Source organism: Variovorax sp. GW460-12-1-14-LB1 (assembly GCF_059423605.1).
In genome coordinates this window covers 52,023-77,326 of record NZ_JBWKYF010000024.1, presented here as the reverse complement: position 1 = coordinate 77,326, position 25,304 = coordinate 52,023, and the positions used below count along the sequence as shown (strand labels likewise).

Sequence of the window (25,304 nt, the reverse complement as noted above, 5' to 3'; positions counted from 1 at the left end):
CCGAAGCTGCGGGCGGGCTCAGGCCTTGCCGCGGCACGAGGCCAGCGCATCGAGCGCGGGCTTGTAGGTGGGCGTGGCCACGTCCATGAGGCCCAGCACCGTGTGATAGAGGTTGTCGTGCGTGAGCGGCGCGTCCAGGCCCGCCTCCATGCACGAGCGCGAGAGCTTGCGGCGCTCGCTCATGCCGTCGCCGAACCAGGTGACCATGGGCACGTGCTTTTGCGCATCGGGCGCGAAGCTGTAGGGCACGCCGTGCAGGAACAGCCCGTACTCGCCCAGCGACTCGCCGTGGTCGCTCATGTACAGCAGCGCCGTGTCGTACTGCTTCGATTGAGTCTGGAGCCAGTCGATGGTCTGGCCGAGGAAATGGTCGGTCTGGGCGATCGAGTTGTCGTAGACGTTCATCAGCTCGGCATGCGCGCACTCGGCCAGCGCGTTGGTCTTGCACTCGGGCGTGAAGCGCTTCAGCTCGGGCGCAGAGCGCTTGTAGTAGGCCGGGCCGTGGCTGCCCATCTGGTGCATCACGAGCACGACGCCCTTGGCACGCCGCTCGGCGGGCAGCGCGGCGATGCGTTCATCGAGGCCCTTGAGCATCACGTTGTCGAGGCATTCCTCGCCGTCGCACAGGGCCTTCTTGGTGGCCGCGTCGAGCCCGTCGAAGGCCGAGGCGTTCGGGATGCGCGCGCACACGCCCTTGCAACCCGCCTGGTTGTCGAGCCAGAACACGGCCAGGCCCGAGGCCTGCAGCACGTCCATGAGGTTCTCGTACTCGTCCTTGCGCGACTCGTAGCCGCTCTTGCCCAGGGGCGAGAACATGCAGGGCACCGAGGCCAGCGTGTTGGTGCCGCACGAGCGTACCTCGCGGTAGCTCAGCACGTTGCGCTTCGCCAGCTCGGGCGTGGTGTCGCGGGCGTAGCCGTTCAGGCCGAAGTGATCGGAACGCGCGGTCTCGCCCACCACCACGACGAACAGCGGCGGTCGCTTCTGCGCCGCATAGCTCGCGCCCAGCGCCGTGCCTGCGGTGATCGGGATCAGCTTGCTGCTGCGCTTGAACATCGGCTTGAGCACCACGGCGCCGGCCGAGTACAGGCTGGCGATCGGGTTCATCATGTAGCGCAGGTGCACGTTGTTGCGCATCAGCGGCGCGAGCTGCCGGTTCATGGCCACGGCCGTGACCACCGCCACGACGGCGGCCAGCACCAGCAGCAGTGCGTTGCGCCAGACGTGCGACAGCAGCCCCATCGGCACGATGCGCACGCGCCAGATCGCCCAGGCCGCCGGCAGCACCACCACGAGCACGTTGAAGGCCATGCGCCCGCTCAGCAGGTCGCGCGCTTCGTTGGGGTCGGTCTGGAACGCATTGGCGATCATGCTCGGGTCCATCACCACGCGGTACTGGAGCATGTAGTGCTGCGCCACCGCGGCGATCACCACCACGAGCAGCCACAGCGGCTTCATCCAGCGCGACCAGGCCGTGAGCGACAGCATCGCCACGGTGCCGCAGAAGGTGAGCATGCCCAGCGCGGCGATGGTCGGCATGTAGGTGCTGGGCGCGCCGCCCAGGCGGGCCAGGTCGTTCAGCAGCGGCCAGTTGGCGGTGAGGCCGAGGTACAGGCTGAGCCAGACGATCACCTGCCGCGTCGAGCGGGGCTGCGAGATCCAGCGGTCGATGCGTTGCCAGAAAGTACCGGCGGCGCCCGCATCCGACAGCGGCGCGGGGCGGGATTCAGATCGGCTGGGAGCACGCGCCAGCAGCGCGGAGTCGAGACGCGAAACAGACATGCCGCCAATGTAGGCAGCGTGCCTGAAGAGAGCCTGAACAGTTCATTCAGAGCGCATTCAGGCTCGGCCGATGCGCGCGCGGCGCAGCAGCCGCAGGCGCGGGCTGCGCGACACCGCGCGCCCGGCGGGGCGGCTGATGCCGCGCTCCACCACGATCGAGACCAGCGCCGCCAGGATCGCGGCGGCCGTCACGTCGGTCGGGAAATGCAGGCCCAGGTACAGCCGGCTCCAGGCCACTACCACCGCCGCCACCAGGGCCAGCCGCATCGGCGTGCGCCACGGCAGGCACCACAGCGAGAAGGCGGCGGCGAAGGTGCCGGCCGCATGCAGGCTGGGGAAGCCCGGGCGCGCCCCCTGCGGCACCCACTGGATGCCCAGGCCGTAGAACGCGGGCCGCGGGAACGGCAGCACCGAGCGGAACACGTTCACCACCAGCCACACGACGAGCACGCTGACGAGTGCGGTGAAGAAGGCGTGGCGCCAGCGGCGATCGAAGGCCGCGGCGGCCGCGATGGACAGCGCCAGCAGGGTCGGCAGCACGTCGGACGCGAACATCGCGAAGCGCAGGCTCCACGCCGGCGCGGAGGCCGAGGCGTTGAGCCAGCTGAACAGGGCGAAATCAAGGGCTTGCATGCAGGGGCGCGGTGCGCTCGATGGGAGGAGACGTGCGGCGGCGCGTCGCCACCAGCTCGATGAGGAAGCCGACGCTCCAGCAGACCCAGGCGGTCCACAGCGTGTGGCTCATGTAGTGCGCGCCGCGCATCTGCTGCGCCACGCCGAGCACGAGGCCGGCGACCAGCGCCACGCACAGCCACACGACGGCTCCACGCGGTGCCACGTGCCGCAGCACGAAATACCCGCCGAGGTAGGCAAAGGCGGCCGAGGCATGGCCGGCCGGGAAACAGCCGCCCGGCCCGCCGTCGTCCTGGCCCCAGGCCCAGTGCGACACGTAGCGCGCCGCACCGCCGAACTCCTTCAGGTCCCAGGGGCAGCTGGTGTCGCTCAGGTGTTTGATCAGGCTCACGGCCAGCACCGACGCCAGCACCGTCAGCGCCAGCTGCACGCGGGCGCCCGTGTCCAGGCGCCGCAGCACGCCCACGGGCCAGCGGATGGCGGCGAACAGGCCGATCACCAGCAGCCAGCTGAGGTTTCTCGCGCCCTCGTGCATCACGTGCACCAGGAAGGGGTTCTCGCGCCAGGGAAAGCCCATCGGCGTGCCGGCCAGGCGGGCCAGCGGCAGGTCGCCGCCAAGGGCGTCCCAGATCATCAACAGGGCCAGGGCAAGCAAGGTCAGGGCTCCGAGACGGAGATGCGGGGTACGACGGGTCATGAAGAAAAACAGGCCTCGGAACAGACTGGCGCGAGCCTACGCACGCGGGATGAACCCAGTCTGAAGCGACCTGAACGATTCCTGACGCGATCGCCAGAGGGGCGGCGCTAGACTTCGAGTTTTTGTAAGGGCCACCGCGTGCGAATCTTGCTGGTCGAAGATGACAGTTCGTTGGCAGACGCGGTCTGCAGCTACCTGGTCGCCAAGGCGTTCGTCGTCGACGTGGCCCCCAGCCTGGCCGAGGCGCGCGGCGCCCTGCTCTCGGTGCAGTACGCGGCGGTGCTGCTCGACCTGCACCTGGGCGACGGCGACGGCCTCTCTTTGCTGCCGCAGGTGCGCGCGCTGCGCGAGCCGCCCATCGTCATCGTGCTCACGGCGCGCGACCAGGTCACCGACCGCATCCGCGGCCTCGATGCCGGCGCCGACGACTACCTCATCAAGCCCTACGACCCGGCCGAGCTGCTCGCGCGGCTGCGCGCCGTGGAACGCCGGCGCAGCGCCAACACCTCGCCGGTGCTGCAGCTGGGCACGCTGGAGATCGACCTGGCGCACGACCGCGTGCGCAAGGACGGCGTGCCCGTCGTGCTCACGCAGAAGGAATGGGCCCTGCTGCGCGTGATGGCCACGCGGCCCGAGCGCATCCACACGCGCGACAACCTGGCCGACGCGCTGTACGGCTTCGGCGACGAGGCCGACAGCAACACGCTCGAGGTGTTCATCAGCCGGCTGCGGCGCAAGCTCGGGCGCAGCCACATCCAGACGCTGCGCGGCCTGGGCTACCGGCTGTCGTTCTCGGCGGACGACGAGGAATGACCAGCGCCCTGCTGCGCGACCGCCGCGATTCGCTGGCCGGGCGCCTCACGCGCACGCTGATCCTGTGGGTCGGCGGCGTGTGGCTGCTGTGCGTGCTCGCCGTGGTCTGGTACGTGGACCGCGAGATCAACCACAACTTCGACAACGAGCTGGTGGAGGTGTCGCACCGCATGTTCGACATGGCGGTGCAGGAGCTCGAGAAGCTGCGCCTGCGCCATGAAAGCGGCAAGCAGGACACGCCGCTGATCGCACCCAAGCAGCTGTTCTCCGAAGACGCCGTGATGTACCAGGTGGTCGACGTGCACGAGCACGTGCTGCTGCGCTCGGCCGAAGCGCCCGACGACGCCTTCGACGTGCCGCTGGCCGCCGGCTTCGCCAACAACCAGACCTGGCGCATCTACACCGTGCGCCACCCCACGCTGGGCCTGTACTTCCAGGTGGCCGACCCGCTGGACGAACGCCGCCGCGCGCTGAACCGCACGCTGTTCGGCCTCATCATTCCGCTCGGCGCGGTGCTGCCGCTGCTGGCGCTGGTGCTGCGCCGCGTGGCGCGCACCGAGCTGCGCGTGCTGCAGCAGCTGGCCGCCGAGATCGAGAAGCGCAACGGCGCCGACCTGCGCCCCATCACCCTGCCCGGCCTGCCGCAGGAGCTGCGCGCGGTGGGCGACCATGTCAACCGGCTGCTGCAGCGGCTGTCGCAGTCGCTCGACGTGGAGCGCGCGCTGGCCGCCAATGCCGCGCACGAGCTGCGCACGCCGCTGGCCGCCGCGCGCCTGCGGCTGCAGACCGCGCTCGACCACGACCTGAAGCGCACCGACGTCGAAGGCGCGCTGCAGGCGCTGCAGATGCTCAGCCACCGCGCCGAAAAGCTGCTGCAGCTGTCGCGCGCGGAATCGGGCGCCTCGCTCGCGCGGGCGCGGGTCGACCTGGTGCAACTGGCGGGCACGGTGGCACAGGAGTTCTGGCAAGACCCGCAGATCAACGAACGCCTGAAGCTCAAGGTGCCCGACAGCGCGGCGCCGGTGGCCTTCGGCGACGTCGATGCGCTGGCGATCGCGCTGCGCAACCTCGTGGAGAACGCGCTGCGCTACAGCGGCGACGGCCGCGTGACGATCGAGGTGGCGGCACCCTGCGTGCTCGCGGTGCGCGATGCCGGCCCGGGTGTCAGCGCCGAGCAGCTGCAGTCGCTGCACCAGCGCCATGTGCGCCACGGCTCGGACCGCGCCGGCTACGGCCTGGGCATGTCGATCGTGGGCACCATCGTCGAGAAGCACAACGCGACGCTGGAGCTGGCCTCGCCGCCGCCCGGCATGGCGCGCGGCTTCGAGGCGCGCATCGTGCTGCGGCCGGCCTGAACTTTTTTCGTCAGCGCGTCTTCAGTCGCTGACGATCTCGCGCAGCCAGTCGGGCAGCGCCAGCGCCTTCTGCTTCGGAAAGTCGACCCAGATGGTGGTGGCGCCGCCGGCCGCGCAGAGCACGTCGGGCGCGTCTTCGCGGACCATGGTGGCCCAGCTCTCGAAGGTGGTGCGCCCCGGGTCGCTCACGTACATCTGGATCCGCACGTTGCCCGGGTACTCGATCTGCCGGTAGAAATTGCAGAAGGCGTTGACGATCACCATGCCTTCGCCGCCCGGCGTGGGCTCGACGCCGAGCGAGCGGATCCAGTCGATGCGCGCCGTTTCCAGGTAGCGGAAGTAGGTGCCGTTGTTCAGGTGGCCCATGGCGTCCATGTCGCCCCAGCGGATGGGGATCGACATCTCGTACACGAGCTTCTTCTTTTCGGGGATTTCGATTCTCATCGGTGGGCCTTGATGGATGCGAGGATGCCCAGGACGAACAGCGCCGCCGCCACCCATTCGGTGGTCTGTGGCCAGCGGCCGTCCCAGAGGAAGGAATAGAGCAAGGCGAACAGCGTCTCGCTCACGATGAGCTGGCCGCACAGGCTGGCCGAGAGCCGCTGGCTCGCGACGTTCCAGAGAATGGTCGCGAGCCACGACGAGCCGAAACCGCTCGCCAGCGCGATCCAGATGAACAGCATGCCGTCGGGCTGCGACTGCAGCGTGGCGACATCCCTGCCCGCCACCGCCCACAGCAGCAAGGCCCCGAGGCCGGTGGCGATGCCCAGCCAGTTGGCCCAGTCGGCCGCATGCACCTCGCGGTGCCGTTGCAGCCAGGCGGCGTTGAGCAGGCCGTAGACCGTCCAGCTCACCATCGAACACAGCGCCAGCGCAATGCCCCAGCCGAAGCGCGCACCGCCGCCACCACCGCCCGCGCCGTGCTGCGCCGACCACGCGCCCCAGATCATCAGCGCGATGCCCGCGCCCGTGAGCAGCAGGCCGGGCAGCAAGGCCCGCATGTGCAGGCCCGCGGGCCGGCCCAGCAACATCATCCAGACGGGAATGGTGCCGATGATGAGGCTGGGCACCTCGGTGCCCGCCGCCGCGATGCCGAAGGCCAGCAGCAGGTAGTAGCCGCTGAAGCCCAGCACGCTCAGGCCGAGCGCCGCCAGCGCCTGCCGGCCCGTGGGCCAGCGCACGGCCGCGGGCCGTGCGAACACCGCCAGCGCCGACACCGCGCCGAACACCGCGAAGCGCGCCGCCGTGATGTCGACCATGCCGAAGTGGCCGACCATGCGCGGCGCCACGAACACCAGGCCCCAGAGCGCGCCCGCGCCCAGGCCGGCGGCAATGCCGATCCAGGCCCGGGGGCTCAGAGGGCGAACCCGTCGTCGGCCGCGATGACCGCGCCGTTCACGAAATGGCTCTCGCCGCTGGCCAGCAGCACGATCAGGCCGTCGAGGTCTTCGGGCTTGCCCACGCGCTTGCGCGGCAGCATGCTGACCAGCTTGGCACCACCTTCGGTGCTCCAGTGCTCCTCGTTGAGCTCGGTCGTGATGTAGCCCGGGCACAGCGCGTTCACGTTGATGCCGAAGCGGCCCCATTCGAGCGCCATGGCCTTGGTCATCTGCACCACGGTGGCCTTGCTCATGCAGTAGGTGCCGATCTGCGGCATGACCTTCAGCGCCGCTGACGACGCGATGTTGATGATGCGTCCGCCGATGTAGGTGCCCGGCGCCTTGCCCTGGGCGCGCGCCAGCATGCGCTTGCCGACCTCCTGCGCGACGAAGAAGGAGCCCTTCACGTTGGTGTCGAAGATGTAGTCGTAGTCCTCGGGCGTGACGTCCTGCAGGCGCTGCGTGGCGCTCACGCCCGAGTTGTTGACCAGGACGTCGATGGGCCCCACTTCGGTCTCGGCGCGCGCCACGGCGGCCTTGATGCTGCCGATGTCGGTCACGTCGAGCTCGACCACGTGGGCGTCATGGCCCTCGCCTTCGATGCGCGCGCGCAGCTCCTTGAGCTTCTCGACGCGGCGGCTGGCCAGCACCACGGCGGCGCCGGCACGGGCCAGTGTCTTGGCAAACTGGGCACCCAGTCCGCTGGAGGCGCCGGTGACGAAAGCCACGCGGCCGGAGAGATCGATGCTGTAAGCCATGAGCTGAATCCTGTGGAGTCGCGCAGGTGACGCAGGGTGCCTCGCCTGCGGGCGACAAGGCCACCGCCGGACGCCGCATAAAATGCCCGGCGAACCGGGACGCCCCCGCGCCTCTAAAAATCATTATCGACCCAACCCACATGACGCACGACGAAATCCTCGCCCAGTTCGGCCCTCGCGAAGCCATGGAATACGACGTGGTCGTGGTCGGCGGCGGCCCCGCCGGCCTCTCGACCGCGATCCGCCTCAAGCAGCTCGCCGCCCAGCAGGAGAAGGAAATCTCCGTCGTGGTGCTCGAGAAGGGTTCCGAGCCCGGCGCGCACATCCTGTCGGGCGCCATCATGGACCCGCGCGCGCTCAACGAATTGCTGCCCGACTGGGAGGAACTCGGCGCCCCGCTGAACCAGCCCGTGACCGACGACGCCATGGTGTTCCTGAGCGAAAAGTCGGGCCTGCGCACGCCCAACGCCTTCCTGCCGGCCTGCTTCCAGAACCACGGCAACTACATCATCAGCCTGGGTGCCTTCACCAAGTGGCTGGCGCAGCAGGCCGAGAACCTCGGCGTGGAAATCTTCCCGGGCTTCCCGGCCGCCGAAGTGCTCTACAACGAGAACGGCTCGGTGCGCGGCGTCGCCACCGGCAACATGGGCGTCGGCAAGGACGGCGAACCCACCGAGAACTTCCAGCTCGGCATGGAACTGCTGGGCAAGTACACGGTGTTCGCCGAAGGCGCGCGCGGCCACCTGGGCCGCCAGCTGATCGCCAAGTTCAAGCTCGACGAAGGCCGCGACCCGCAGACCTATGGCCTGGGCGTCAAGGAAGTCTGGGAAATCGATCCCAAGCGCCACCAGCCCGGCTTCGTGCTGCACACGGCCGGCTGGCCGATGGACAACAACACCTATGGCGGCGCGTTCCTCTATCACATGGAGGACAACAAGGTCACGATGGGCTTCATCACGGGCCTGGACTACAGCAACCCGTACCTGAGCCCGTTCGAGGAAATGCAGCGCTGGAAGCTGCACCCCAACATCCGCTGGTACCTCGAGGGCGACGAAGCCAAGGGCATCAAGCCCGCCAAGCGCATCGGCTACGGCGCACGCGCCATCACGGCCGGCGGCCTGATGTCGCTGCCCAAGACGGTGTTCCCGGGTGGCGCGCTGGTCGGCTGCGAGGCCGGCTACCTGAACGTGAGCCGCATCAAGGGCAGCCACGCTGCCATCAAGACCGGCATGCTGTGCGCCGAAGCCGCCTTCGACGCCGTCATGGCCGGCCGCCAGCACGACGAGCTCACGGCCTACCCCGCCGCGTTCGAGAAGAGCTGGCTCTACACCGAGCTGAACAAGGCCCGCAACTTCAAGGCCTGGTTCAAGAAGGGCCTGGGCATCGCCACGGTCATGAACGGCGTCGAGCAGTGGCTGCTCAAGGGTCACATCCCATGGACCCTGCGCCGCAACAAGCCCGACCACCAGTACCTGAAGCCGGCCGCCGAGTGCAAGCCCATCGTCTATCCGAAGCCGGACGGCAAGCTCACCTTCGACCGCCTCTCCAGCGTGTTCATCAGCAACACGAACCATGAAGAGCAGCAGCCCGCCCACCTGACGCTGAAGGATGCGTCGGTGCCGGTCAACGTCAACCTGGCCAAGTTCGCCGGCCCCGAAAGCCGCTACTGCCCGGCCGGCGTGTACGAATTCGTGCCCGACGAAGCCAGCGCCGGCAAGGAGCGCCTGCAGATCAACGCGCAGAACTGCGTGCACTGCAAGACCTGCGACATCAAGGACCCGACGCAGAACATCGTCTGGGTCACGCCCGAAGGCGGCGGCGGTCCGAACTACGTGGGCATGTAAGCCCCGCAGCGTCGATGCATGAAAGCCCTCTTCGGAGGGCTTTTTTCATGGCGCTTCAGGCGAGGTACGCGGCGACCTCTTCGGGCGTGAGGAAGTGCACCAGCGACACCTGCGGGTTCTGCTCGGCGTGCAGCACGTGGGTGAATCCGTTCCAGCCGCGCGCGGGCTTGTCGTCCGTCTCCAGCGCGACGAGCACCAGCCGCCCCTGCCGTCGCGCGTTCTCGCGCAGCGTGCCTTCGCCCCAGGACCACGCCATGCGGTCCACCAGCTCGCCCTGGGCGAAGGCCGTCGCCTGCAGCCAGAGGAAGGCGGCGGCATCACTGTCCTCGTCGCGGCGCGTGCGCGGCGGCTGCCGGATGCCCAGCGTCTGGGCATGCGTTTCCATCAGGTCCTGCAGCAGCGAGAAGGCGTGGAAGTTGTTGTTGATGCCCTGGGCGCGAACAACCATGCCCGCGCGCGACGCCGGCAGCAGGACCACCAGCTCGTCCTCGTACGACAGCTGGGCCGCGGCGCGCAGGAAGTGCAAGGCCTCGAAGGGCAGCGAGTCGTTGGCGTACATCGCCTCGATGTGCGCGAGCAGGTCTGCGTCCGCCACCAGCGACTGGTGGTTGCGCACATCGCGCACCACCATGGTCATGAGCGGCAGCACCAGCAGGTCGACCGCGCGCTGCAGCGCATCGACCTCGAAACGCGCCTGCGGCGACAGCGCCGCGAGCGCCGCTTCGGCGGCCTGCCAGGCGGCGAGTTCTGCCTCGTCCTGCGGCTCCTCGTCGTCTTCGTCGGGTTCGTACGGCTGCGCCGCGCAGTACGGCGCCAACGACGCCAGCAGGCGCCCCGCCAGCTGCCGCACGGCGTCGAACATGAGCTGCGGATCGGCGCCGTTCTCGACCAGCGCGCCGCAGAACACCGCCAGCAACGCGGCCCGGTGCGGATGCAGCTCGCCGAGCCGCGCGATGGCAGCCCGCAGCACCTCGTCCTTCGCCGAGCCCTCCACCACCTCGAAGTAGAGCGCACGGACCTCCGGCCGCTTGAAGAACGAAGCCTGGGTGTCGAGGTCGGCGTCCTGCAGCACAGGCAAACGCAGGGTGGCGAGGAGATCGGAAGGCAACATGGGCATGCGCAAATTGTGCGATACCACCGACGCTATCCTCGCGACACAAGGACACAAGGAGACAGGACCCCATGCACATCGTCATCACCGGCGGCGCCGGCTTTCTCGGCGCGCGCCTGGCGCGCACCCTCCTGGCCCTGGGCCAGCTCTCGCTCGCCGGCGCGCCCGCCCGCGACATCGCACGCATCACGCTGGTCGACCGCGCCCCGCCGCCGCCCGACCTCGCGGCCAACCCGCGCATCGCGGCCGCCACCGGCGACCTCAACGCCCAGCTGGCCGACGACGGCGCCACCTTCTGGCGCGAGGCCGACGCGGTGTTCCACCTGGCGGCCGCCGTCAGCGGCGAATGCGAGGCCGACTTCGACCTGGGCATGCGCAGCAACTTCGCCGCCACGCACGGCCTGCTCGAGAAGCTGCGCGCGCTCGGCACGCGCCCGGTGCTGGTGTTCTCCAGCTCGCTCGCGGTGTTCGGCGATTCGCCCGAGCAGCCGCTGCCCGCGCTCATCGACGACCACACGCTGCCCACGCCGCAGACCAGCTACGGCATCCAGAAATTCATCGGCGAGCAGCTGGTGGCCGACTACACGCGCAAGGGCTTCGTGCAGGGGCGCAGCGTGCGCCTCATGACGGTGAGCGTGCGCCCCGGCCAACCGAACGGCGCGGCCTCGGGCTTCTTCAGCGGCATGATCCGCGAGCCGCTCGCCGGCCTGCGCGCGGCCTGCCCGGTGCCCGACGAGACGCCCGTGGCCATCGCCTCGCCGGCTCGGACCATCGAAGGCATCGTGCGCGCCGCCGAAGCCAGCGACGCCGACTGGGGCCCGCGCACCGCGCTCAACCTGCCCTCGCTGGCCACCACCGTGGGCGAGATGGCCGCCGCGCTCGAACGCGTGGCCGGTCGCGCCGCCACCGACCTGCTCGACCGCACGCCCGACGCCGCCATCCGCCGCATCGTGAAAACCTGGCCCGGGCGCTTCGACACGCCGCGCGCCAGGGCCCTCGGGCTCACGGCCGACGAGAGCTTCGACGCGGTGATCCGCGCCTACGTCCGTGAAAGTCCCGACGCGGTCAAACTGGTTATTGGTGCATAGTCATTTCCTGACCTGCGCCTGACGCGCTTTCGACCCCCAACTCCCCGGAGACACCATGAAATTCGGCCACATCGCCGCCGCCTGCCTTTCGCTCGCCCTGGGCACCGCCGCCTTCGCGCAGCAACCCACCGTTCTCAAGATCGGCTATGCGACGTCCAAGGAATCGCATTACGGCGTGGGCTCCACCGTGTTCTGCGAAGAGGTCGAGAAGAACACCCAGAACCGCTTCAAGTGCCAGCACTTCGCCAACTCGGCGCTGGGCGGCGAGCGCGAGCAGATCGAAGCGATCCAGCTCGGCACGCAAGACCTGCTGAACACCTCGACCGGCCCCGTGGGCAACTTCGTGCCCGAGGTCAAGATCGTCGACATCCCCTTCCTGTTCCGCGACTACGACCATGCCCGCAAGGTCATGGACGGCCCCATCGGCCAGGACATCCTGACCAAGTTCCCGAGCAAGGGCATCATCGCGCTGGCCTGGACCGAAAACGGCTTCCGCCACATGACGAACAGCAAGCGCGACATCGTCAAGCCCACCGACGCGGCCGGCCTGAAGATGCGCACCATGGAAAACAAGGTGCACATGGACGGCTACCGCACCTTCGGCATCCTCCCCACGCCGATGGCCTTCCCGGAACTCTTCGGCGCGCTGCAGCAAGGCACGGTCGACGGCCAGGAAAACCCGATTCCGGTGATCCTGTCCTCGAAGTTCTCGCAGGTGCAAAAGCACCTGTCGCTCACGGGCCACGTCTACTCGCCGGCGCTGCTGCTGCTGTCGCCCAAGGTGTGGAACAAGCTCTCGGACGCCGACAAGAAGGTGTTCACCGAAGCGGCGAAGAAGGCCTCGATCGCGCAGCGCAAGAAGGTCAACGACGACGAAAACAACGGCATCGCCCAGCTTGAGAAAGACGGCATGAAGGTCACGCGCACCGTCGACGGCGCGGCCTTCCGCGAAGCCCTGAAGCCGGCCTACGTGGGCTACGCCAAGGAATTCGGCGCCGACAACATCAAGAAGATCACGGACGTCAAGTAAGACCGCTCCGCCCCGACCGCGCCCGGCCCGCCTCAGTGTGCCGGGCGCTTCGCATTTCCGACACCACAGAGAACCACAACGTGCAAGCCTTCGAGCGCTACTTTCTCGCCGCCAACCGGTGGGCGCTGATCCTCCTGCTGGCGGCCATGTCCGTCATCATCTTCACCAACGTCGTGCTGCGCTACACCACGAACCAGTCGATCGAATGGGCCGAAGAGGTGTCGCGCCACATGATGATCTGGCTCACCTTCCTGGGCGCCGGGCCCGTGCTGCGCTACGGCGGCCACATCGCCGTCGAGAACCTGCAGGACGCCCTGCCCCGGCCGGCGGCCGTGGCGGTGCGCATCGTGGTGGCCGGGCTGCTGTTCGCCTTCTTCGGCTTCATGGTCTGGTACGGCTGGCTCTACATGGAACGCACGATGTTCCAGCTCACCGCCGTGACGCAGATTCCGTTCGCCTACATCTACAGCGCGATGCTGATCGGCGGCGTGCTGCTGATCGTGCACTGGCTGCTGGTGGTGCGCGGCTACGTGCTGCACCGCGAGTTCGCGTCCGACGCGCATTTCGACGCCAACGCGTCGGCCTCGCTGTAAGGAGAAGACCATGGATGCCAGCATTGTCCTGATCGTCTCCGCCTGCGTGTTCCTGGCCATCGGCGTGCCCGTGGCCTTCGCGCTCGGCCTGGCCACGGCCGCCACCCTGATCCTCGCGGAAAGCTACCCGCTGATGGTGCTGCTGAAGGAAACCTTCACCGGCATCGACAGCTTTCCGCTGATGGCCGTGCCCTTCTTCATCCTGGCCGCCGAGCTCATGAGCGGCGGCTCGCTCACCGAGGTGCTGCTGCGCTTCGCGGGCCAGTTCGTCGGCCACCGGCGCGGCGGGCTGGGCTATACCAACGTGGTGTCGCTGACCTTCTTCTCGGGCATCTCGGGCTCGGCGCTGGCCGACGCGGCCGGCCCCGGCTCGATGCTCATCAAGATGATGGACAAGGCCGGCTACGACCGCTCGTACGCGGCGGCGCTGACGGCCTCCACGGCCATCGTGGGGCCGATCATCCCGCCCTCGATCATCATGATCATCTACGCACTGCAGGACGAGACCGTGTCGGTCGGCCAGCTGTTCGTGGCCGGCATCGTGCCGGGCATCCTGATCGCGGTGGCGATGTGCGTGGTGAACTTCTACGTCTCGAAGAAGCGCAACTACAAGGGCGACGGCCAGACGCCGCCGCTGCGCGAGATCCTCATCACGACGTGGAAGGCGATTCCCGCCATCCTGCTGCCGGTGGTGATCCTGGGCGGCATGCGCGCCGGCTGGTTCACGCCCACCGAAGCCTCGGTGGTGGCGGTGTTCTATGCGCTGGTGTGCGGCAAGTTCATCTACCGCACGCTCGAGTGGAAGATGCTGCCCGACATCCTGTCGCGCTCGGCGCTGCTGTCGGCGTCGGTGCTGATCATCATCGGGCTGTCGGCCTCGTTCGCCTGGGTGCTGACCATCGAGGGCATTCCGCAGCAGATGGCCGAATGGCTCATCAGCATGAACCTCTCGCCGTGGATGTTCCTGATCATCGTCAACGTGTTCCTGCTCTTGTTCGGCATCTTCATCGAGCCGCTGCCGGGCGTGATGGTGCTGGCGCCGATCCTTGCGCCGGTGGCGATCAAGCTGGGCGTCGACCCGGTGCACTTCGCGATGATCGTGATCTTCAACCTCACGCTGGGCATGATCACGCCGCCGGTGGGCGGGCTGCTGTTCGTGACCTGCAACGTGTCGAAGGTGCCGATGTCGGCGCTGGTGAAGGAGCTGGTGCCCTTCCTGTGGGCGCACGGCGCGGTGCTGATGCTGCTGACCTTCGTGCCGATGCTCAGCACCTGGCTGCCGCGCGCGCTCGGGTTCAAGTAGCGGCGCAGGCACACGCCTGCACCCGCCTCAGGCCGGCGGGTGCAGGTACTGGCTCGGCGGCACGCCGAGCGTGCGGCGAAACATCGCGGTGAAGGCGCTCGGGCTCTCGTAGCCGTGCGCCAGCGCCACCTCCAGGATCGACGCGCCCGCGGCCAGCCGCGGCAGGCTCAGCAGCAGCCGCGCCTGTCGGCACCACGCGCCGAAGGTCATGCCAGTTTCGCGTTCGAACAACCGGGCCAGCGTGCGCGCGTTCATGTGCAGCCGCGCGGCCCAGCCGTCGAGCGTGGCGGGCTGCGCGGGGTCGCGGATCAGCGCCTCGCACAGCGCGGCCAGGCGCGCATGGCGCGGCATCGGCACATGCAGCGACAGCGCGGGCGCGGCCTCGATCTCGTCGAGGATCAGTTCCATCACGCGCTCGTCGCGCCCGCCCGGCGGGTAGTCCAGCGGCAGCGACACGGCCGCCACGATCAGCTCGCGCAGCAACGCGCCCACATGGATCACGCGGCACTCGGCGCCCAGGTCGGCGCGCGTGCCAGGCTCGACGAAGACGGTGCGCATCTTCACCTCGCCTGCCATGCGGATCTGGTGCGTCATGCCCGGCGGCACCCAGACGCCGCGCCCCGGCGGCACCACCCAGCTGCCGGCCGCCGCGCCGACCATCATCACGCCCGAGATCGCGTGGATGAGCTGCCCGCGCCGGTGCGCATGCGGCGGAATGAAGGCGTCGCCCGCCGGATCGGTGGCCAGCACGGCGACGGCGCGCGGGGTCGATTCGCCCTCGTCGGGGCGCAGATTCAGTTTGTCCATTTCACGACGATGTTTGCACATTCGTAGCGAGAACATCTTCCCATGTCTTCCTACGATGGCTTTTCTCCCTCTTTTTCTCCAACCGGACATCCAGGAAAGAAGCCATCGCATGAACACGCGCCGACTCGGGCTGCTCACCGGCACCCATGCCGTCAACGACCTCTACCAGGGCCTCGTGCCCGCGCTGCTGCCCTTCATGGTGCTGGAGCGCGGCTACAGCTACACGGCCGTGAGCGGCCTGATGCTGGCGGCCACCGGGCTGTCGAGCGTGGTGCAGCCGCTGTTCGGCCTGTACGCCGACCGCCACCCGCGCGCCTGGCTGGTGCCCGTGGGCTTCCTGGTGGCCGCGCTGGGCGTGGTGCTGGCGGGCCTGAGCCAGAGCTACCTGCTGACCTGGATCGCGGTCGCGCTGTGCGGGCTGGGCATCGCGGCCTACCACCCGCCCGCCACCGTGGCCGCGCGTGCGGCCGGCGGCGCCTCGCAGAAGGCGATGAGCGTGTTCTCGGTGGGCGGCACCATCGGCGCCTCGTTCGCGCCCGTGCTGGCGGCCACGGTGGTCGGCGGCGGCAGCCTGTCGCGCAGCTACCTGCTGGGCATTCCCGCGGTGGCGATGGGCGTGGTGTGGGTCGCGGCCAACGCGCGGCGCAGCGCGGCCGCCCAGCACGCAGCCACGGCGGCGCGCGCCGCGCAGGCCCGCGCCCAGGTGCTCAAACCGCACAACGACTGGCGCGCCTTCAGCCTGCTGGTGGCGACCATCGTGGGCTGGTCGATCCCCTACGTCACGGTGCTGTCGATGCTTTCGCTGCGCATCACGCGCGACCTGCACGGCAGCACCTTCCAGGGCGCCGCGGCGCTCACCGCCTTCACTGCCGCAGGGGCCGTGGGCACGCTGGCCGGCGGCTGGCTCGGCGACCGCATCGGGCGCATGGGCACGATCCGCTGCGGCTACCTGCTCGCGCTGCCGGCCATGGCGGGCCTCGTGCTCTCCTCCACGCCCGGCGCGGCGCTGGCCTGCACCGCATGGCTCGGCATGAGCATGTTCCTTCCCTTCGCCGCGCAGGTGACGCTCGCGCAGGACTACCTGCCGCGCAACCCGGCCACCGCCAGCGGCATCACGCTCGGTCTCGCGCTCTCGGTCGGCGGGCTGGTGTCTCCGCTGTTCGGCCTGCTGTCGGATGCGCGCGGGCTCGGCGTGACGCTCACGGTGGTGTTGTGCGTGCTGTGCGTGGCGACCGTGCTGGCCTTGCGGCTGCGCAACCGCACGGTGCAGGTGATGGCGGGCGAGGCTGCGGCGGCCTGAGCTCTGCCCCGCGCACCCGGTGCACAGGGCACTGGGTGCTTCCCGCAGCGAAATCAAGGAGGAGCCGAAGGCGGGGGACATTCGCGAAGGGAAGTACCCGGTGTCCTGTGCACGCGCCCTGAACCGCAGAACCACCGATTTCCGCAGTCGATTCGACGCCGCACGCGCCCTCTTTCACTGCCAGAATCGACGCAAGCTTCGACGTCGAGCCTGACAGACAAGAAGAAGGAAAGAGAAGGACGCCATGCACCGAATCGTCGCCCAGGGCAGCAGCCTTGTCGCTGCCGGCTTGCTGGCCACCGCCGGTATCGCGGCCACGCCGGCCGCCGCGCCCGTTGCAGCCGTTGCGCCAGCAGCCGCCCCCGCCAATCCCGTCACCCACCTCGCCGAAGTGGAAACCGCCGTGCGCGCCTGGGCCGCCGCCTGGTCCGCGCGCGACGTCGAGCGCTACCTCGCCGCCTACGCGAGCGACTTCACCCCCGCGCGCGGCCAGACCCGCGAGCGCTGGGAGGCCGACCGGCGCGCCCGCATCACGGGCAAGTCGCGCATCAGCGTGGGCATCGAGGGGCTGGTGATCAGCGTCCAGGGCACCTCGGCCAGCGCGCAGTTCCGGCAGGTCTACAGCGCCGACGCGCTCACCGAGACCGACCGCAAGACGCTCGAGCTGCAGCGCGTGGGCCCGCGCTGGCTGATCCGCAAGGAGAGCGCGGGCAACTGACGCGCACCGCCTTGTCCCTGTAAGGCAAATGGTTCACGAAGATGTCACCACTTGCAACGATGCTGCAGCCTTCGACCTCCGAAAGCTGTGGCCGCCATGTTCCCCACCAAGACCGAGAAGGCACGCGACGAACTCCAGGCCGGGCAGCGCACGCTCAGCCAGCGTGAACGCGCCCTGCTGCTCATGGCCGACGGCCGGCGCTCGCTGACCGACTTCAGCCCGCTGTTCCCCAGCCGCGTCGAGGCCGAGCAGGCGATCCAGGGGCTGATGCAGCGCGGCTACCTGCAGGTCGCGCGCCCGGTCGCGCCGCCTCCTGCACCGGCCCCCACGCCCGTCCCCGCCGCCGAGCCGATCCAGGTCGCCACCTCGGCCGACAGCTTCGACGGCAAGCGCTCGCTGGCCACCACGCGCATGTTCCTGTTCGACATCTGCGAGCGCATGTTCGTGCGCCGCGACCCGCGCTTCGCCAACCAGATGCGCGACGCCCTGCGCGAGGCCCGTGACCGCGAGGCCATGCTGACCATCGCCGCACTGATGCTCTCCGAGATCGAGAAGGCCGCCGGCCCCGAGCGCGCCGACTCGCTGCGCGAGCGCATCGACAAGCTGCTGCCGCCGGCGGAAACCGTGCACTGAGCTGCCAGCCCCGGCCCCGCGATCCACTACACTCGCCGGGTCAGGAGAGAGCCCCGCGCGACGGGGCCGCCGAAGGCGCAGGGGTTCCCCGAACGCTCAGGCAAAAGGACTGACAAGACGCCGGCAACCACCGGCGTTTCCTTGCTGGAGAGAGGCCGTGGCATTGCATGCGGCCCACCGAAGGAGCAAACCCCGATCGTGGGGCGAATCTCTCAGGTAAAGCGGACAGCAGGGGTGGCCCGTGGCGTTGCAGCCATGGATTTCGACTGCCCCTTTGGAGTGCCCCGTGGCCGCTTCCTCCGCTTCCGCTTCTTCGGATACTCAACTTCTCAAGACCCCGCTGTACGACCTCCACGTCGAGTTGGGCGCCCGCATGGTGCCCTTCGCCGGCTATTCGATGCCGGTCCAGTACCCCGCCGGCCTCATGGCCGAGCACAAGCACACGCGCGATGCGGCCGGCCTGTTCGACATCTCGCACATGGGCCAGCTGCGCCTGGTCGGCCCCGATGCCGCCGCCGCCTTCGAAACCCTGATGCCCGTCGATGTGGTCGATCTGCCCGCCGGCAAGCAGCGCTACGGCCTGCTGCTGAACGACGAGGGCGGCATCCTCGACGACCTGATGTTCTTCAACGAAGGCAATGGCTCGCTCTTCGTGATCGTGAACGGCGCCTGCAAAGTGGCCGACATCGCCCACATCCAGGACAAGATCGGCGCGCGCTGCCAGGTGCAGCCCCTGCCCGACCACGCCCTGCTGGCACTGCAAGGTCCGCAGGCTGCGGCCACGCTGGCGCGCCTGTCGCCCGGCATCGAGCGCTTCGTGTTCATGACCGGCGGCGCGGTGCAGATCGGCGGCATCGCCGCCTTCGTCACCCGCAGCGGCTACACCGGCGAAGACGGCTTCGAGATCTCGGTGGCCGCAAAAGACGCCGACGCCCTCGCCCGCCTGCTGCTCGCACAGCCCGAGGTGAAGCCCGTCGGCCTGGGCGCGCGCAACTCGCTGCGGCTCGAAGCCGGCCTGTGCCTGTACGGCAACGACATCGACACCACCACCACCCCGGTCGAAGCCTCGCTCAACTGGGCCATCCAGAAGGTGCGCCGCGCGGGCGGTGCGCGCGAAGGCGGCTTCCCGGGCGCGGCCAAGGTGCTGGCCCAGCTGGCCGCCGTCGCCTCGGGCGCGGCCGGCCACACCGACCACAAGACGCTCACGCGCAAACGCGTCGGCCTCGTGGCGCTCGAACGCATTCCGGTGCGCGACGGCACGCTGCTGCAGTCGCTCGAAGGCCACGACATCGGCACCGTCACCAGCGGCCTGCTCGGCCCCACGGCCGACCGCTGCGTGGCCATGGGCTACGTGGCCGCCGCCTTCGCCGAGCCCGGCACGCGCGTGCAGGCCATCGTGCGCGGCAAGCCGGTGCCGATGGAGGTGTCGACGATGCCTTTCGTGCCGACGCGCTACTACCGCGGCTGACCGACACTGAACCCCGCAGACCCGGCTAGGCTCTGCATCCCGATTCCATTTTTTCCACGAGGAGTTTTTTCATGAGCATCAAATACACCAAGGACCACGAATGGGTGGCGGCCGAAGGCGGCGCCGCCACCGTCGGCATCACCGTGCATGCGCAGGACGCGCTGGGCGATGTGGTGTTCGTCGACCTGCCTGAAGTGGGCAAGACCTTCGCGCAGGGCGAGGTCGCCGGTGTGGTCGAGTCGGTGAAGGCCGCCGCCGATGTGTTCATGCCCGTGTCGGGCGAGATCACCGAAGTGAACGAAGCGCTGCGCGCCGACCCGTCGCTGGCCAACAGCGACCCGCTGGCCGCCGGCTGGTTCTTCAAGGTCAAGCTGAGCGAGCCCGCGCAGCTCGACGCCCTGCTCGACGCCGCCAGCTACGACAAGTTCGCCGCCGAATCCTGATCCGCTGAACAGCAGCTTCCTCGCACCTTCGTTCCTTCTCCCCGAGCCTTCACCGCCATGCCGATTCCCGCCCTTCCCTCTTTGCAAGAACTAGAGAACGCCGAAGAATTCCTCGCCCGCCACATCGGCATCGATGCGGCGGACGAGGCGCGCATGCTGCCGGTGATCGGCTCGGAAACGCGCGCGGAGCTCATCGACGGCATCGTGCCCGCGGCCATCCGCCGCGCCCGGCCGATGCGCCTGCCCGCGCCGGTCACCGAGGCCGACGCGCTGGCCGAGCTGAAGACGCTGGCGTCGAAGAACAAGGTGTTCAAGAGCTTCATCGGCCAGGGCTACTACGGCACGCACACGCCGGGCGTGATCCTGCGCAACATCCTGGAGAACCCCGCCTGGTACACCGCCTACACGCCCTACCAGGCCGAGATCTCGCAGGGCCGCATGGAAGCCCTGCTCAACTTCCAGACGATGGTGTGCGACCTCACGGGCATGGCCATCGCCAACGCCTCGATGCTCGACGAGGCCACGGCCGCGGCCGAAGCCATGACGCTCGCCAAGCGCAGCGTGAAGAGCAAGAGCAACGTGTTCCTGGTGTCGGGCGACTGCCACCCGCAGACCATCGAGGTCATCAAGACGCGCGCCGCGCCGCTGGGCATCGAGGTCAAGGTGAGCACGGTGTCGGAAACGCTGCCGCACCTGATGGTGAGCGGCGAGTTCTTCGGCGTGCTCGCGCAGTACCCGGCCACCACCGGCCACGTGCACGACCTGCGCCCGCTCGCGGGCCACGCACACCAGTGCGACGCCGCCTTCATCGTCGCGGCCGACCTGCTGGCGCTCACATTGCTGGTCGCCCCCGGCGAGTTCGATGCCGACATCGTCTGCGGCACCACGCAGCGCTTCGGCATGCCACTGTGCAACGGCGGCCCGCACGCCGCCTACCTGGCCTGCCGCGACTCGTTCAAGCGTTCGCTGCCCGGCCGCCTCGTCGGCGTGAGCGTCGACACGCACGGCCAGCCCGCCTACCGCCTCGCGCTGCAGACGCGCGAGCAGCACATCCGTCGCGAGAAGGCCACCTCGAACATCTGCACCGCGCAGGTGCTGCCGGCCGTGGTCGCCAGCATGTACGCCGTGTACCACGGCCCCGACGGCCTCACGCGCATCGCGCAGCGCGTGGCCGTGCTCACCGCCATCCTCGCCAAGGGCCTGTCGCAGATGGGCCGCGAGCCGGTGAACACCACCGCCTTCGATTCGCTCACGATCCGCACCGGCGACGACACCGCCGCGATCATCGAGCGCGCGCAGGCCGGCGGCGTCAACCTGCGCCAGCGCCTGCAGCAGCACCTGGGCATCTCGCTGGACGAAACCACCACGCGCGCCGACATCGAAACCCTGTGGGCCCTGTTCGTGCCCGCCGGCACCGCGATGCCGCGCTTCGACGAGCTGGCCGCCAGCACCACGCCGCTGATTCCCGAGGACCTGCGCCGCACCAGCGCCTTCCTCACGCACCCGGTGTTCAACACCCACAAGAGCGAAACGGCGATGCTGCGCTACATCCGCAGCCTCTCGGACAAGGACCTCGCGCTCGACCGCAGCATGATCCCGCTGGGCAGCTGCACCATGAAGCTCAACGCGACCAGCGAGATGATCCCCATCACCTGGCCCGAGTTCGCCAACATCCACCCCTTCGCGCCCGCCGACCAGCTGCAGGGCTACGCCCAGCTCGACGCGCAGCTGCGCGCCTGGCTGTGCGAAGCGACCGGCTACGCGGGCATCAGCCTGCAGCCCAACGCGGGCTCGCAAGGCGAGTACGCGGGCCTGCTGGCCATCAAGTCCTTCCATGAAGCCAAGGGCCAGGGCCACCGCAACATCTGCCTGATTCCCTCGTCCGCGCACGGCACCAACCCGGCCAGCGCCCAGATGGTGGGCCTGCAGGTGGTGGTGACGGCCTGCGACGCGCAGGGCAACGTCGACATGGACGACCTCAAGCGCGCCTGCGAAAAACACAGCGCCCACCTGGCCGCCGTGATGATCACCTACCCCAGCACGCACGGCGTGTTCGAAACCCGCGTGAAGGAACTGTGCGAGCTCGTGCATGAACACGGCGGCCGCGTGTACGTCGACGGCGCCAACATGAACGCGCTGGTCGGCGTGGCCGCGCCGGGCGAATTCGGCGGCGACGTGAGCCACCTGAACCTGCACAAGACCTTCTGCATCCCGCACGGCGGTGGCGGCCCGGGCGTCGGCCCGGTCTGCGTGGTCGAAGACCTCGTGCCCTACCTGCCGGGCCATGCCACGGCCGGCGTGCCCTCGAACGGCGTGGGCGCCGTGTCGGCCGCGCCGCTGGGCAACGCAGCCGTGCTGCCGATCAGCTGGATGTACTGCCGCATGATGGGCGCCAAGGGCCTGCAGGCCGCGACCGAGACGGCCATCCTCAGCGCCAACTACATCAGCGCGCGCCTGAAGGACCACTACCCCACGCTGTACGCGAGCCCCAACGGCCACGTCGCGCACGAGTGCATCCTCGACCTGCGCCCGCTCAAGGACACCAGCGGCGTCACCGCCGAAGACGTGGCCAAGCGCCTCATCGACTACGGCTTCCACGCGCCCACGCTGAGCTTCCCCGTGCCCGGCACGCTGATGGTGGAACCGACCGAAAGCGAACCGCTGGCCGAGCTCGACCGTTTCGTCGACGCGATGATCGCCATCCGCGGCGAAATCCGCCGCGTGGAAGAAGGCGTCTGGTCGAAGGACGACAACCCGCTCAAGCACGCGCCGCACACCGCCGCCAGCCTGCTCGGCACGGAGTGGAGCCACCCGTACTCGCGCGAACTCGGCGCGTTCCCGCTGGCCGAACTCAAGCAGGCCAAGTACTGGCCGCCGATCGGGCGCGTCGACAACGTCTACGGCGACCGCAACCTGTTCTGCAGCTGCGTGCCGGTGGGCGAGTACCAGGAAACCGAAGAGGCCTGACGAAGGCGCGGCGGCGCAAGCCGCCCGCCGTTCAGCCTTCGCGGCGGTACATCGCCCACTTCACGGTGAGCAGGTCCGCGGCGATCTTCGCGGCGTTCACGCCCGCGTAGGTTTCGGACGGATCGAAGGCGAAGGCCGCTTGGTAGCGCTTGATGTGCGCGTAGTCCCGATCGAAGGTCATCGGGCCCATGAGTTCGGTCGGGTCGGTGCCGGCGGGAAGCGCCAGGAATTTCCCGGGGTCGGTGGTGCTCTGGTAAAGATCGACGCTCATCAGGTTCATGGCTTGCCCTCGAAGTCGTAGGCGCAAATCATCTCGACCCTTCGCGCCGCATGCAATCGGCCCGCGCCTACAGGGCGTGCAGGCGGGGCGCTGTCAGTGCATCGCGCCTCAGGGCTGCTTCTTCTTCGCGATCTCGCCGGTGGCGATCTGCGCGCGCAGCCCGCGCAGGCTGGCCTTCATCTTGCGCTCGTTCTCGGGCCCCATGCGCACCAGGATCTTCTGGCCGGCCGAGAGCGATTCGAGCTTCGGATCGGCGTACTCGTAGCGCACCCAGGGCCGCTGCGAGGGAATGTCGCCCTTCACCTCGACCAGCTTCACCTGCACCGGCCCCGTGGGTTCGGGCGCTTGCAGCAGGTGGTCGATCACGGCGATGAAGCGGTCGTTGAAGTAGCGGCCCGGGTAGCCCAGCTCTTCGTACGCCTGCTGGAACAGCGGGTACAGCCGCGCATACACCGCCGCCGCCTTGGCCGGATCGACCGCCCCGGCCAGCATCACGACGCCGTTGTAGCGCGCCGCGTTGTTCGCCGCGATGGTCTGCACGCCGCCCTGCTGCGGCCCCTCGGTGATGAAGCGCTGCGGCGCGGGCTGCACGGGCCACTTGCTCGCGGGCGCCTGCTCGCGCGGCAGGTTGTCGACGGTGGCGACGAAGCGCCGCACCACGCCGTCTGACTGCAGGTAGGCCGCCACGGCCTTGCCGCCCAGCAGCTCGGAGAGCGCCTTCATCACGCGCGCATCGGAACTGGCCAGCGCAGGCAGCGCGGCATCGGGCGGGGCCAGTGCCTCGACCGGGTTCTGCGGGCCCTTCGGCTCTTCGGCCTTCGGTGGCTCGGGGGGCGCGTCGGTCGGGGCGACGGCCACGGGCGCGGTCGGCAGCGGCGCCAGTTGCTGCTGCTGGTACCAGCGCCAGCCGAAATAAGCCGCCACCAGCACGACCAGCGCCAGGCCGACGATGGTGCCCATCGGCGCTTCCTTGCGGGGTCGGAATTCAGGGGTGTCGCGGGGGGAGTCGGCGTCGGACATGGGCGGTTTCCTTTTGCGGGATGGCAGTGGGGAGACGAAAGGCAATGGTGCACCAGGATGGCCTGCATGGCCCGCACGATCGCCACGTTCTCGTAACCCCCTGTGACGCCCCACCCGCGCCGAAGTTCAGTCGCTCACGCTGTCACTCGCCGCCGATGCGCACCACATGCGCCTCGCGCGGATCGACGCGGCCCGCGTGCAGGTCGGCGATCACGGCCTGCGCATGCGTGAAGCCGCGGCCTTGCGCGAGCGTCATCCAGCGGTTGCCCGGGCGGCTCAGCTCGGCGATGAAGCGGCCCTGCGCATCGTTGAAGCGGCGGTTGACCTCCTGCGGGCCCCAGTCGGCGTTGCGCTTGCGGATCTGCACGGGTGCGAAGTAGAGCTTCGGCGTGGGGCCGGGCAGCGCGCTGGTGTCGCCCAGAAACTCGGTCTTCTGCGCCGAGCCCGCATAGCAGTCGTACACCAGCGATTCGCCGAAGTGGTGGTGCACCGTGGCGCGCAGCGCGTCGTGGCCCGCGAAGTCGACATACAGCGTGGGCACGTCGGCCGCCAGCGTGGCGATCTCGCCGTAGGCCACCGTGCGGTCGTAGCAGCCCAGCGCCTCGACGAAGGCGCGGTTGCCTTCGGAGGTGGCGGCGATCAGCTGCAGGCCTTCGCGGCGGCCGAGGCAGAAGGCCGTGCCGAACGCCGTCTTGCTCGATGCGCTCGACACCACGACCTGCGTCGCGCCGAAGAAGCCGTTGTCTTCGAGAAAGTCCGCCAGCATGAACGAGGTGATGAACAGCGGGCGCACCAGCATCTGGTAGTCCTCCAGCGCGGCGACGTAGCCGGCGTCGTGGCTGCAGCGCATGTACTGGTTGTAGGCCGACACCAATTCGCTGCGATGCGCCGCACCGTCGTAGAAGCCGCGCGGCGTCACGCGCACCGGCTGCATGCGCAGGTGGCTCGCAATGGGAAAGTAGCCGTAGAAGCGCTCGCCCACCGCCACGCCTTCGACGTTCGATGCCACCACGTCGGCAAAGCCCCAGGCCGGCATGTGGCCCCAGTCGGCGTCGCCGGTGGGAAAGAACTGCCAGTACTTCATCACCGCATCGCCGAAGGCCGCGTAGGTGATGTTGTTGGTGGTGAGCGAGAAGCGCTCGATCTGCATCAGCACCTCGCCCGGCTGCAGGCTGCCGGCGTCTTCCGAAGTGACGATGCGGGTGGTTCCGAGTGCGTTCTTGCGCGTTTCGAGGCGGGTTAAAGTGAATGCGTTGTTCATTCGCAAACTGTAGGACGGCCC

Annotated in this window: 24 protein-coding genes and 2 riboswitches; of the genes, 13 read left to right on the top strand and 11 right to left on the bottom strand. The window is 69.0% G+C overall.

Annotation, left to right across the window (positions count from 1 at the left end; translation table 11 throughout):
• Positions 1 to 18: 18 nt before the first annotated feature.
• Genes AC07Y4_RS14780 through AC07Y4_RS14770 form a run of 3 tightly spaced genes read right to left on the bottom strand, consistent with a single transcriptional unit; the run spans position 19 to position 3,112 of the window.
• Complete coding sequence (locus tag AC07Y4_RS14780) at positions 19 to 1,782, bottom strand: phosphoethanolamine transferase (protein ID WP_369632357.1); 1,764 nt, start codon at positions 1,780 to 1,782, stop codon at positions 19 to 21.
• A 57-nt stretch (positions 1,783 to 1,839) separates the two neighbouring features.
• The gene (locus AC07Y4_RS14775) at positions 1,840 to 2,415 is read right to left on the bottom strand and encodes a phosphatase PAP2 family protein (protein WP_095744881.1); all 576 of its coding nucleotides are present in this window, start codon (positions 2,413 to 2,415) and stop codon (positions 1,840 to 1,842) included.
• A complete protein-coding gene (locus AC07Y4_RS14770; protein WP_487847262.1) occupies positions 2,402 to 3,112 on the bottom strand; it encodes a phosphatase PAP2 family protein in 711 nt (236 codons plus the stop codon). The genes AC07Y4_RS14775 and AC07Y4_RS14770 overlap by 14 nt, the downstream gene beginning before the upstream one ends.
• 138 nt (positions 3,113 to 3,250) lie before the next feature.
• On the opposite strand from AC07Y4_RS14770, the gene AC07Y4_RS14765 reads away from it, so the two are divergent.
• Together AC07Y4_RS14765 and AC07Y4_RS14760 are read left to right on the top strand one after the other, a co-directional pair.
• Positions 3,251 to 3,925, top strand: coding sequence for a response regulator (locus AC07Y4_RS14765; protein ID WP_062474437.1), 675 nt, complete (start codon positions 3,251 to 3,253; stop codon positions 3,923 to 3,925).
• Positions 3,922 to 5,280 (top strand): sensor histidine kinase, encoded by a 1,359-nt coding sequence (locus AC07Y4_RS14760; protein ID WP_487847263.1) that lies wholly within the window; start codon positions 3,922 to 3,924, stop codon positions 5,278 to 5,280. The genes AC07Y4_RS14765 and AC07Y4_RS14760 overlap by 4 nt, the downstream gene beginning before the upstream one ends.
• 21 nt (positions 5,281 to 5,301) lie before the next feature.
• On the opposite strand, the gene AC07Y4_RS14755 is transcribed toward AC07Y4_RS14760, so the two are convergent.
• The 3 genes from AC07Y4_RS14755 to AC07Y4_RS14745 all read right to left on the bottom strand — a co-directional run bounded on the left by AC07Y4_RS14755 (position 5,302) and on the right by AC07Y4_RS14745 (position 7,417).
• Positions 5,302 to 5,724 carry an acyl-CoA thioesterase gene (locus tag AC07Y4_RS14755; RefSeq protein WP_307694017.1) on the bottom strand — a complete coding sequence of 141 codons (423 nt, stop codon included), beginning with the start codon at positions 5,722 to 5,724 and terminating at the stop codon, positions 5,302 to 5,304.
• Positions 5,721 to 6,557: a DMT family transporter gene (locus AC07Y4_RS14750; protein WP_487847264.1), complete on the bottom strand. Its 837-nt coding sequence runs from the start codon at positions 6,555 to 6,557 to the stop codon at positions 5,721 to 5,723. Before AC07Y4_RS14750 ends, AC07Y4_RS14755 begins: the two co-directional genes overlap by 4 nt.
• Positions 6,558 to 6,634: 77 nt before the next feature.
• On the bottom strand, positions 6,635 to 7,417 hold the full coding sequence (locus AC07Y4_RS14745; protein ID WP_159272254.1) for an SDR family oxidoreductase: 783 nt from the start codon (positions 7,415 to 7,417) through the stop codon (positions 6,635 to 6,637).
• A 140-nt stretch (positions 7,418 to 7,557) separates the two neighbouring features.
• On the opposite strand from AC07Y4_RS14745, the gene AC07Y4_RS14740 reads away from it, so the two are divergent.
• Positions 7,558 to 9,261, top strand: coding sequence for an electron transfer flavoprotein-ubiquinone oxidoreductase (locus tag AC07Y4_RS14740; protein ID WP_062474428.1), 1,704 nt, complete (start codon positions 7,558 to 7,560; stop codon positions 9,259 to 9,261).
• A gap of 55 nt (positions 9,262 to 9,316) precedes the next feature.
• On the opposite strand, the gene AC07Y4_RS14735 is transcribed toward AC07Y4_RS14740, so the two are convergent.
• Entirely contained in the window at positions 9,317 to 10,378 is a 1,062-nt protein-coding gene (locus AC07Y4_RS14735; RefSeq protein WP_487847265.1) for a hypothetical protein, read from the bottom strand.
• A 65-nt stretch (positions 10,379 to 10,443) separates the two neighbouring features.
• On the opposite strand from AC07Y4_RS14735, the gene denD reads away from it, so the two are divergent.
• The 4 genes from denD (at position 10,444) to AC07Y4_RS14715 (ending at position 14,386) form a co-directional block, all read left to right on the top strand.
• Positions 10,444 to 11,460 (top strand): D-erythronate dehydrogenase, encoded by a 1,017-nt coding sequence (gene denD / locus AC07Y4_RS14730; RefSeq protein WP_487847266.1) that lies wholly within the window; start codon positions 10,444 to 10,446, stop codon positions 11,458 to 11,460.
• A gap of 55 nt (positions 11,461 to 11,515) precedes the next feature.
• Entirely contained in the window at positions 11,516 to 12,490 is a 975-nt protein-coding gene (locus AC07Y4_RS14725) for a TRAP transporter substrate-binding protein (RefSeq protein ID WP_062474422.1), read from the top strand.
• Positions 12,491 to 12,570: 80 nt separating this feature from the next.
• A complete protein-coding gene (locus AC07Y4_RS14720; RefSeq protein ID WP_354346484.1) occupies positions 12,571 to 13,083 on the top strand; it encodes a TRAP transporter small permease in 513 nt (170 codons plus the stop codon).
• Positions 13,084 to 13,093: 10 nt separating this feature from the next.
• Positions 13,094 to 14,386, top strand: a complete 1,293-nt coding sequence (locus AC07Y4_RS14715) for a TRAP transporter large permease (RefSeq protein ID WP_062474420.1) — start codon at positions 13,094 to 13,096, stop codon at positions 14,384 to 14,386.
• 27 nt (positions 14,387 to 14,413) lie between these two features.
• Here AC07Y4_RS14715 and AC07Y4_RS14710 read toward each other — a convergent pair whose 3' ends face one another.
• Complete coding sequence (locus AC07Y4_RS14710; RefSeq protein ID WP_062474418.1) at positions 14,414 to 15,193, bottom strand: AraC family transcriptional regulator; 780 nt, start codon at positions 15,191 to 15,193, stop codon at positions 14,414 to 14,416.
• Positions 15,194 to 15,302: 109 nt separating this feature from the next.
• On the opposite strand from AC07Y4_RS14710, the gene AC07Y4_RS14705 reads away from it, so the two are divergent.
• From AC07Y4_RS14705 to gcvP, 6 genes are all read left to right on the top strand, one after another.
• The gene (locus tag AC07Y4_RS14705; protein WP_487847267.1) at positions 15,303 to 16,493 is read left to right on the top strand and encodes an MFS transporter; all 1,191 of its coding nucleotides are present in this window, start codon (positions 15,303 to 15,305) and stop codon (positions 16,491 to 16,493) included.
• Between the two features lie 244 nt (positions 16,494 to 16,737).
• On the top strand, positions 16,738 to 17,211 hold the full coding sequence (locus tag AC07Y4_RS14700; protein ID WP_139703919.1) for a L,D-transpeptidase Cds6 family protein: 474 nt from the start codon (positions 16,738 to 16,740) through the stop codon (positions 17,209 to 17,211).
• Positions 17,212 to 17,307: 96 nt separating this feature from the next.
• Positions 17,308 to 17,844, top strand: a complete 537-nt coding sequence (locus tag AC07Y4_RS14695) for a hypothetical protein (protein ID WP_062474467.1) — start codon at positions 17,308 to 17,310, stop codon at positions 17,842 to 17,844.
• Between the two features lie 31 nt (positions 17,845 to 17,875).
• Positions 17,876 to 17,966, top strand: a riboswitch (glycine riboswitch).
• 12 nt (positions 17,967 to 17,978) lie between these two features.
• Positions 17,979 to 18,083, top strand: a riboswitch (glycine riboswitch).
• Positions 18,084 to 18,130: 47 nt separating this feature from the next.
• Positions 18,131 to 19,312, top strand: a complete 1,182-nt coding sequence (gene gcvT, locus AC07Y4_RS14690; RefSeq protein WP_487847268.1) for a glycine cleavage system aminomethyltransferase GcvT — start codon at positions 18,131 to 18,133, stop codon at positions 19,310 to 19,312.
• A 71-nt stretch (positions 19,313 to 19,383) separates the two neighbouring features.
• Positions 19,384 to 19,755 (top strand): glycine cleavage system protein GcvH, encoded by a 372-nt coding sequence (gene gcvH / locus AC07Y4_RS14685; protein ID WP_062474411.1) that lies wholly within the window; start codon positions 19,384 to 19,386, stop codon positions 19,753 to 19,755.
• 57 nt (positions 19,756 to 19,812) lie between these two features.
• A complete protein-coding gene (gcvP, locus tag AC07Y4_RS14680; protein ID WP_369632346.1) occupies positions 19,813 to 22,722 on the top strand; it encodes an aminomethyl-transferring glycine dehydrogenase in 2,910 nt (969 codons plus the stop codon).
• 31 nt (positions 22,723 to 22,753) lie between these two features.
• Here the strand turns inward: gcvP and AC07Y4_RS14675 are convergent, their stop codons facing one another.
• The 3 genes from AC07Y4_RS14675 to AC07Y4_RS14665 all read right to left on the bottom strand — a co-directional run bounded on the left by AC07Y4_RS14675 (position 22,754) and on the right by AC07Y4_RS14665 (position 25,283).
• Positions 22,754 to 23,002 carry a hypothetical protein gene (locus tag AC07Y4_RS14675; protein WP_062474407.1) on the bottom strand — a complete coding sequence of 83 codons (249 nt, stop codon included), beginning with the start codon at positions 23,000 to 23,002 and terminating at the stop codon, positions 22,754 to 22,756.
• Between the two features lie 108 nt (positions 23,003 to 23,110).
• Complete coding sequence (locus AC07Y4_RS14670; RefSeq protein ID WP_487847269.1) at positions 23,111 to 24,022, bottom strand: DUF3014 domain-containing protein; 912 nt, start codon at positions 24,020 to 24,022, stop codon at positions 23,111 to 23,113.
• A gap of 142 nt (positions 24,023 to 24,164) precedes the next feature.
• Positions 24,165 to 25,283 carry a DUF2855 family protein gene (locus AC07Y4_RS14665; RefSeq protein WP_487847270.1) on the bottom strand — a complete coding sequence of 373 codons (1,119 nt, stop codon included), beginning with the start codon at positions 25,281 to 25,283 and terminating at the stop codon, positions 24,165 to 24,167.
• Between the last annotated feature and the right edge of the window lie 21 nt (positions 25,284 to 25,304).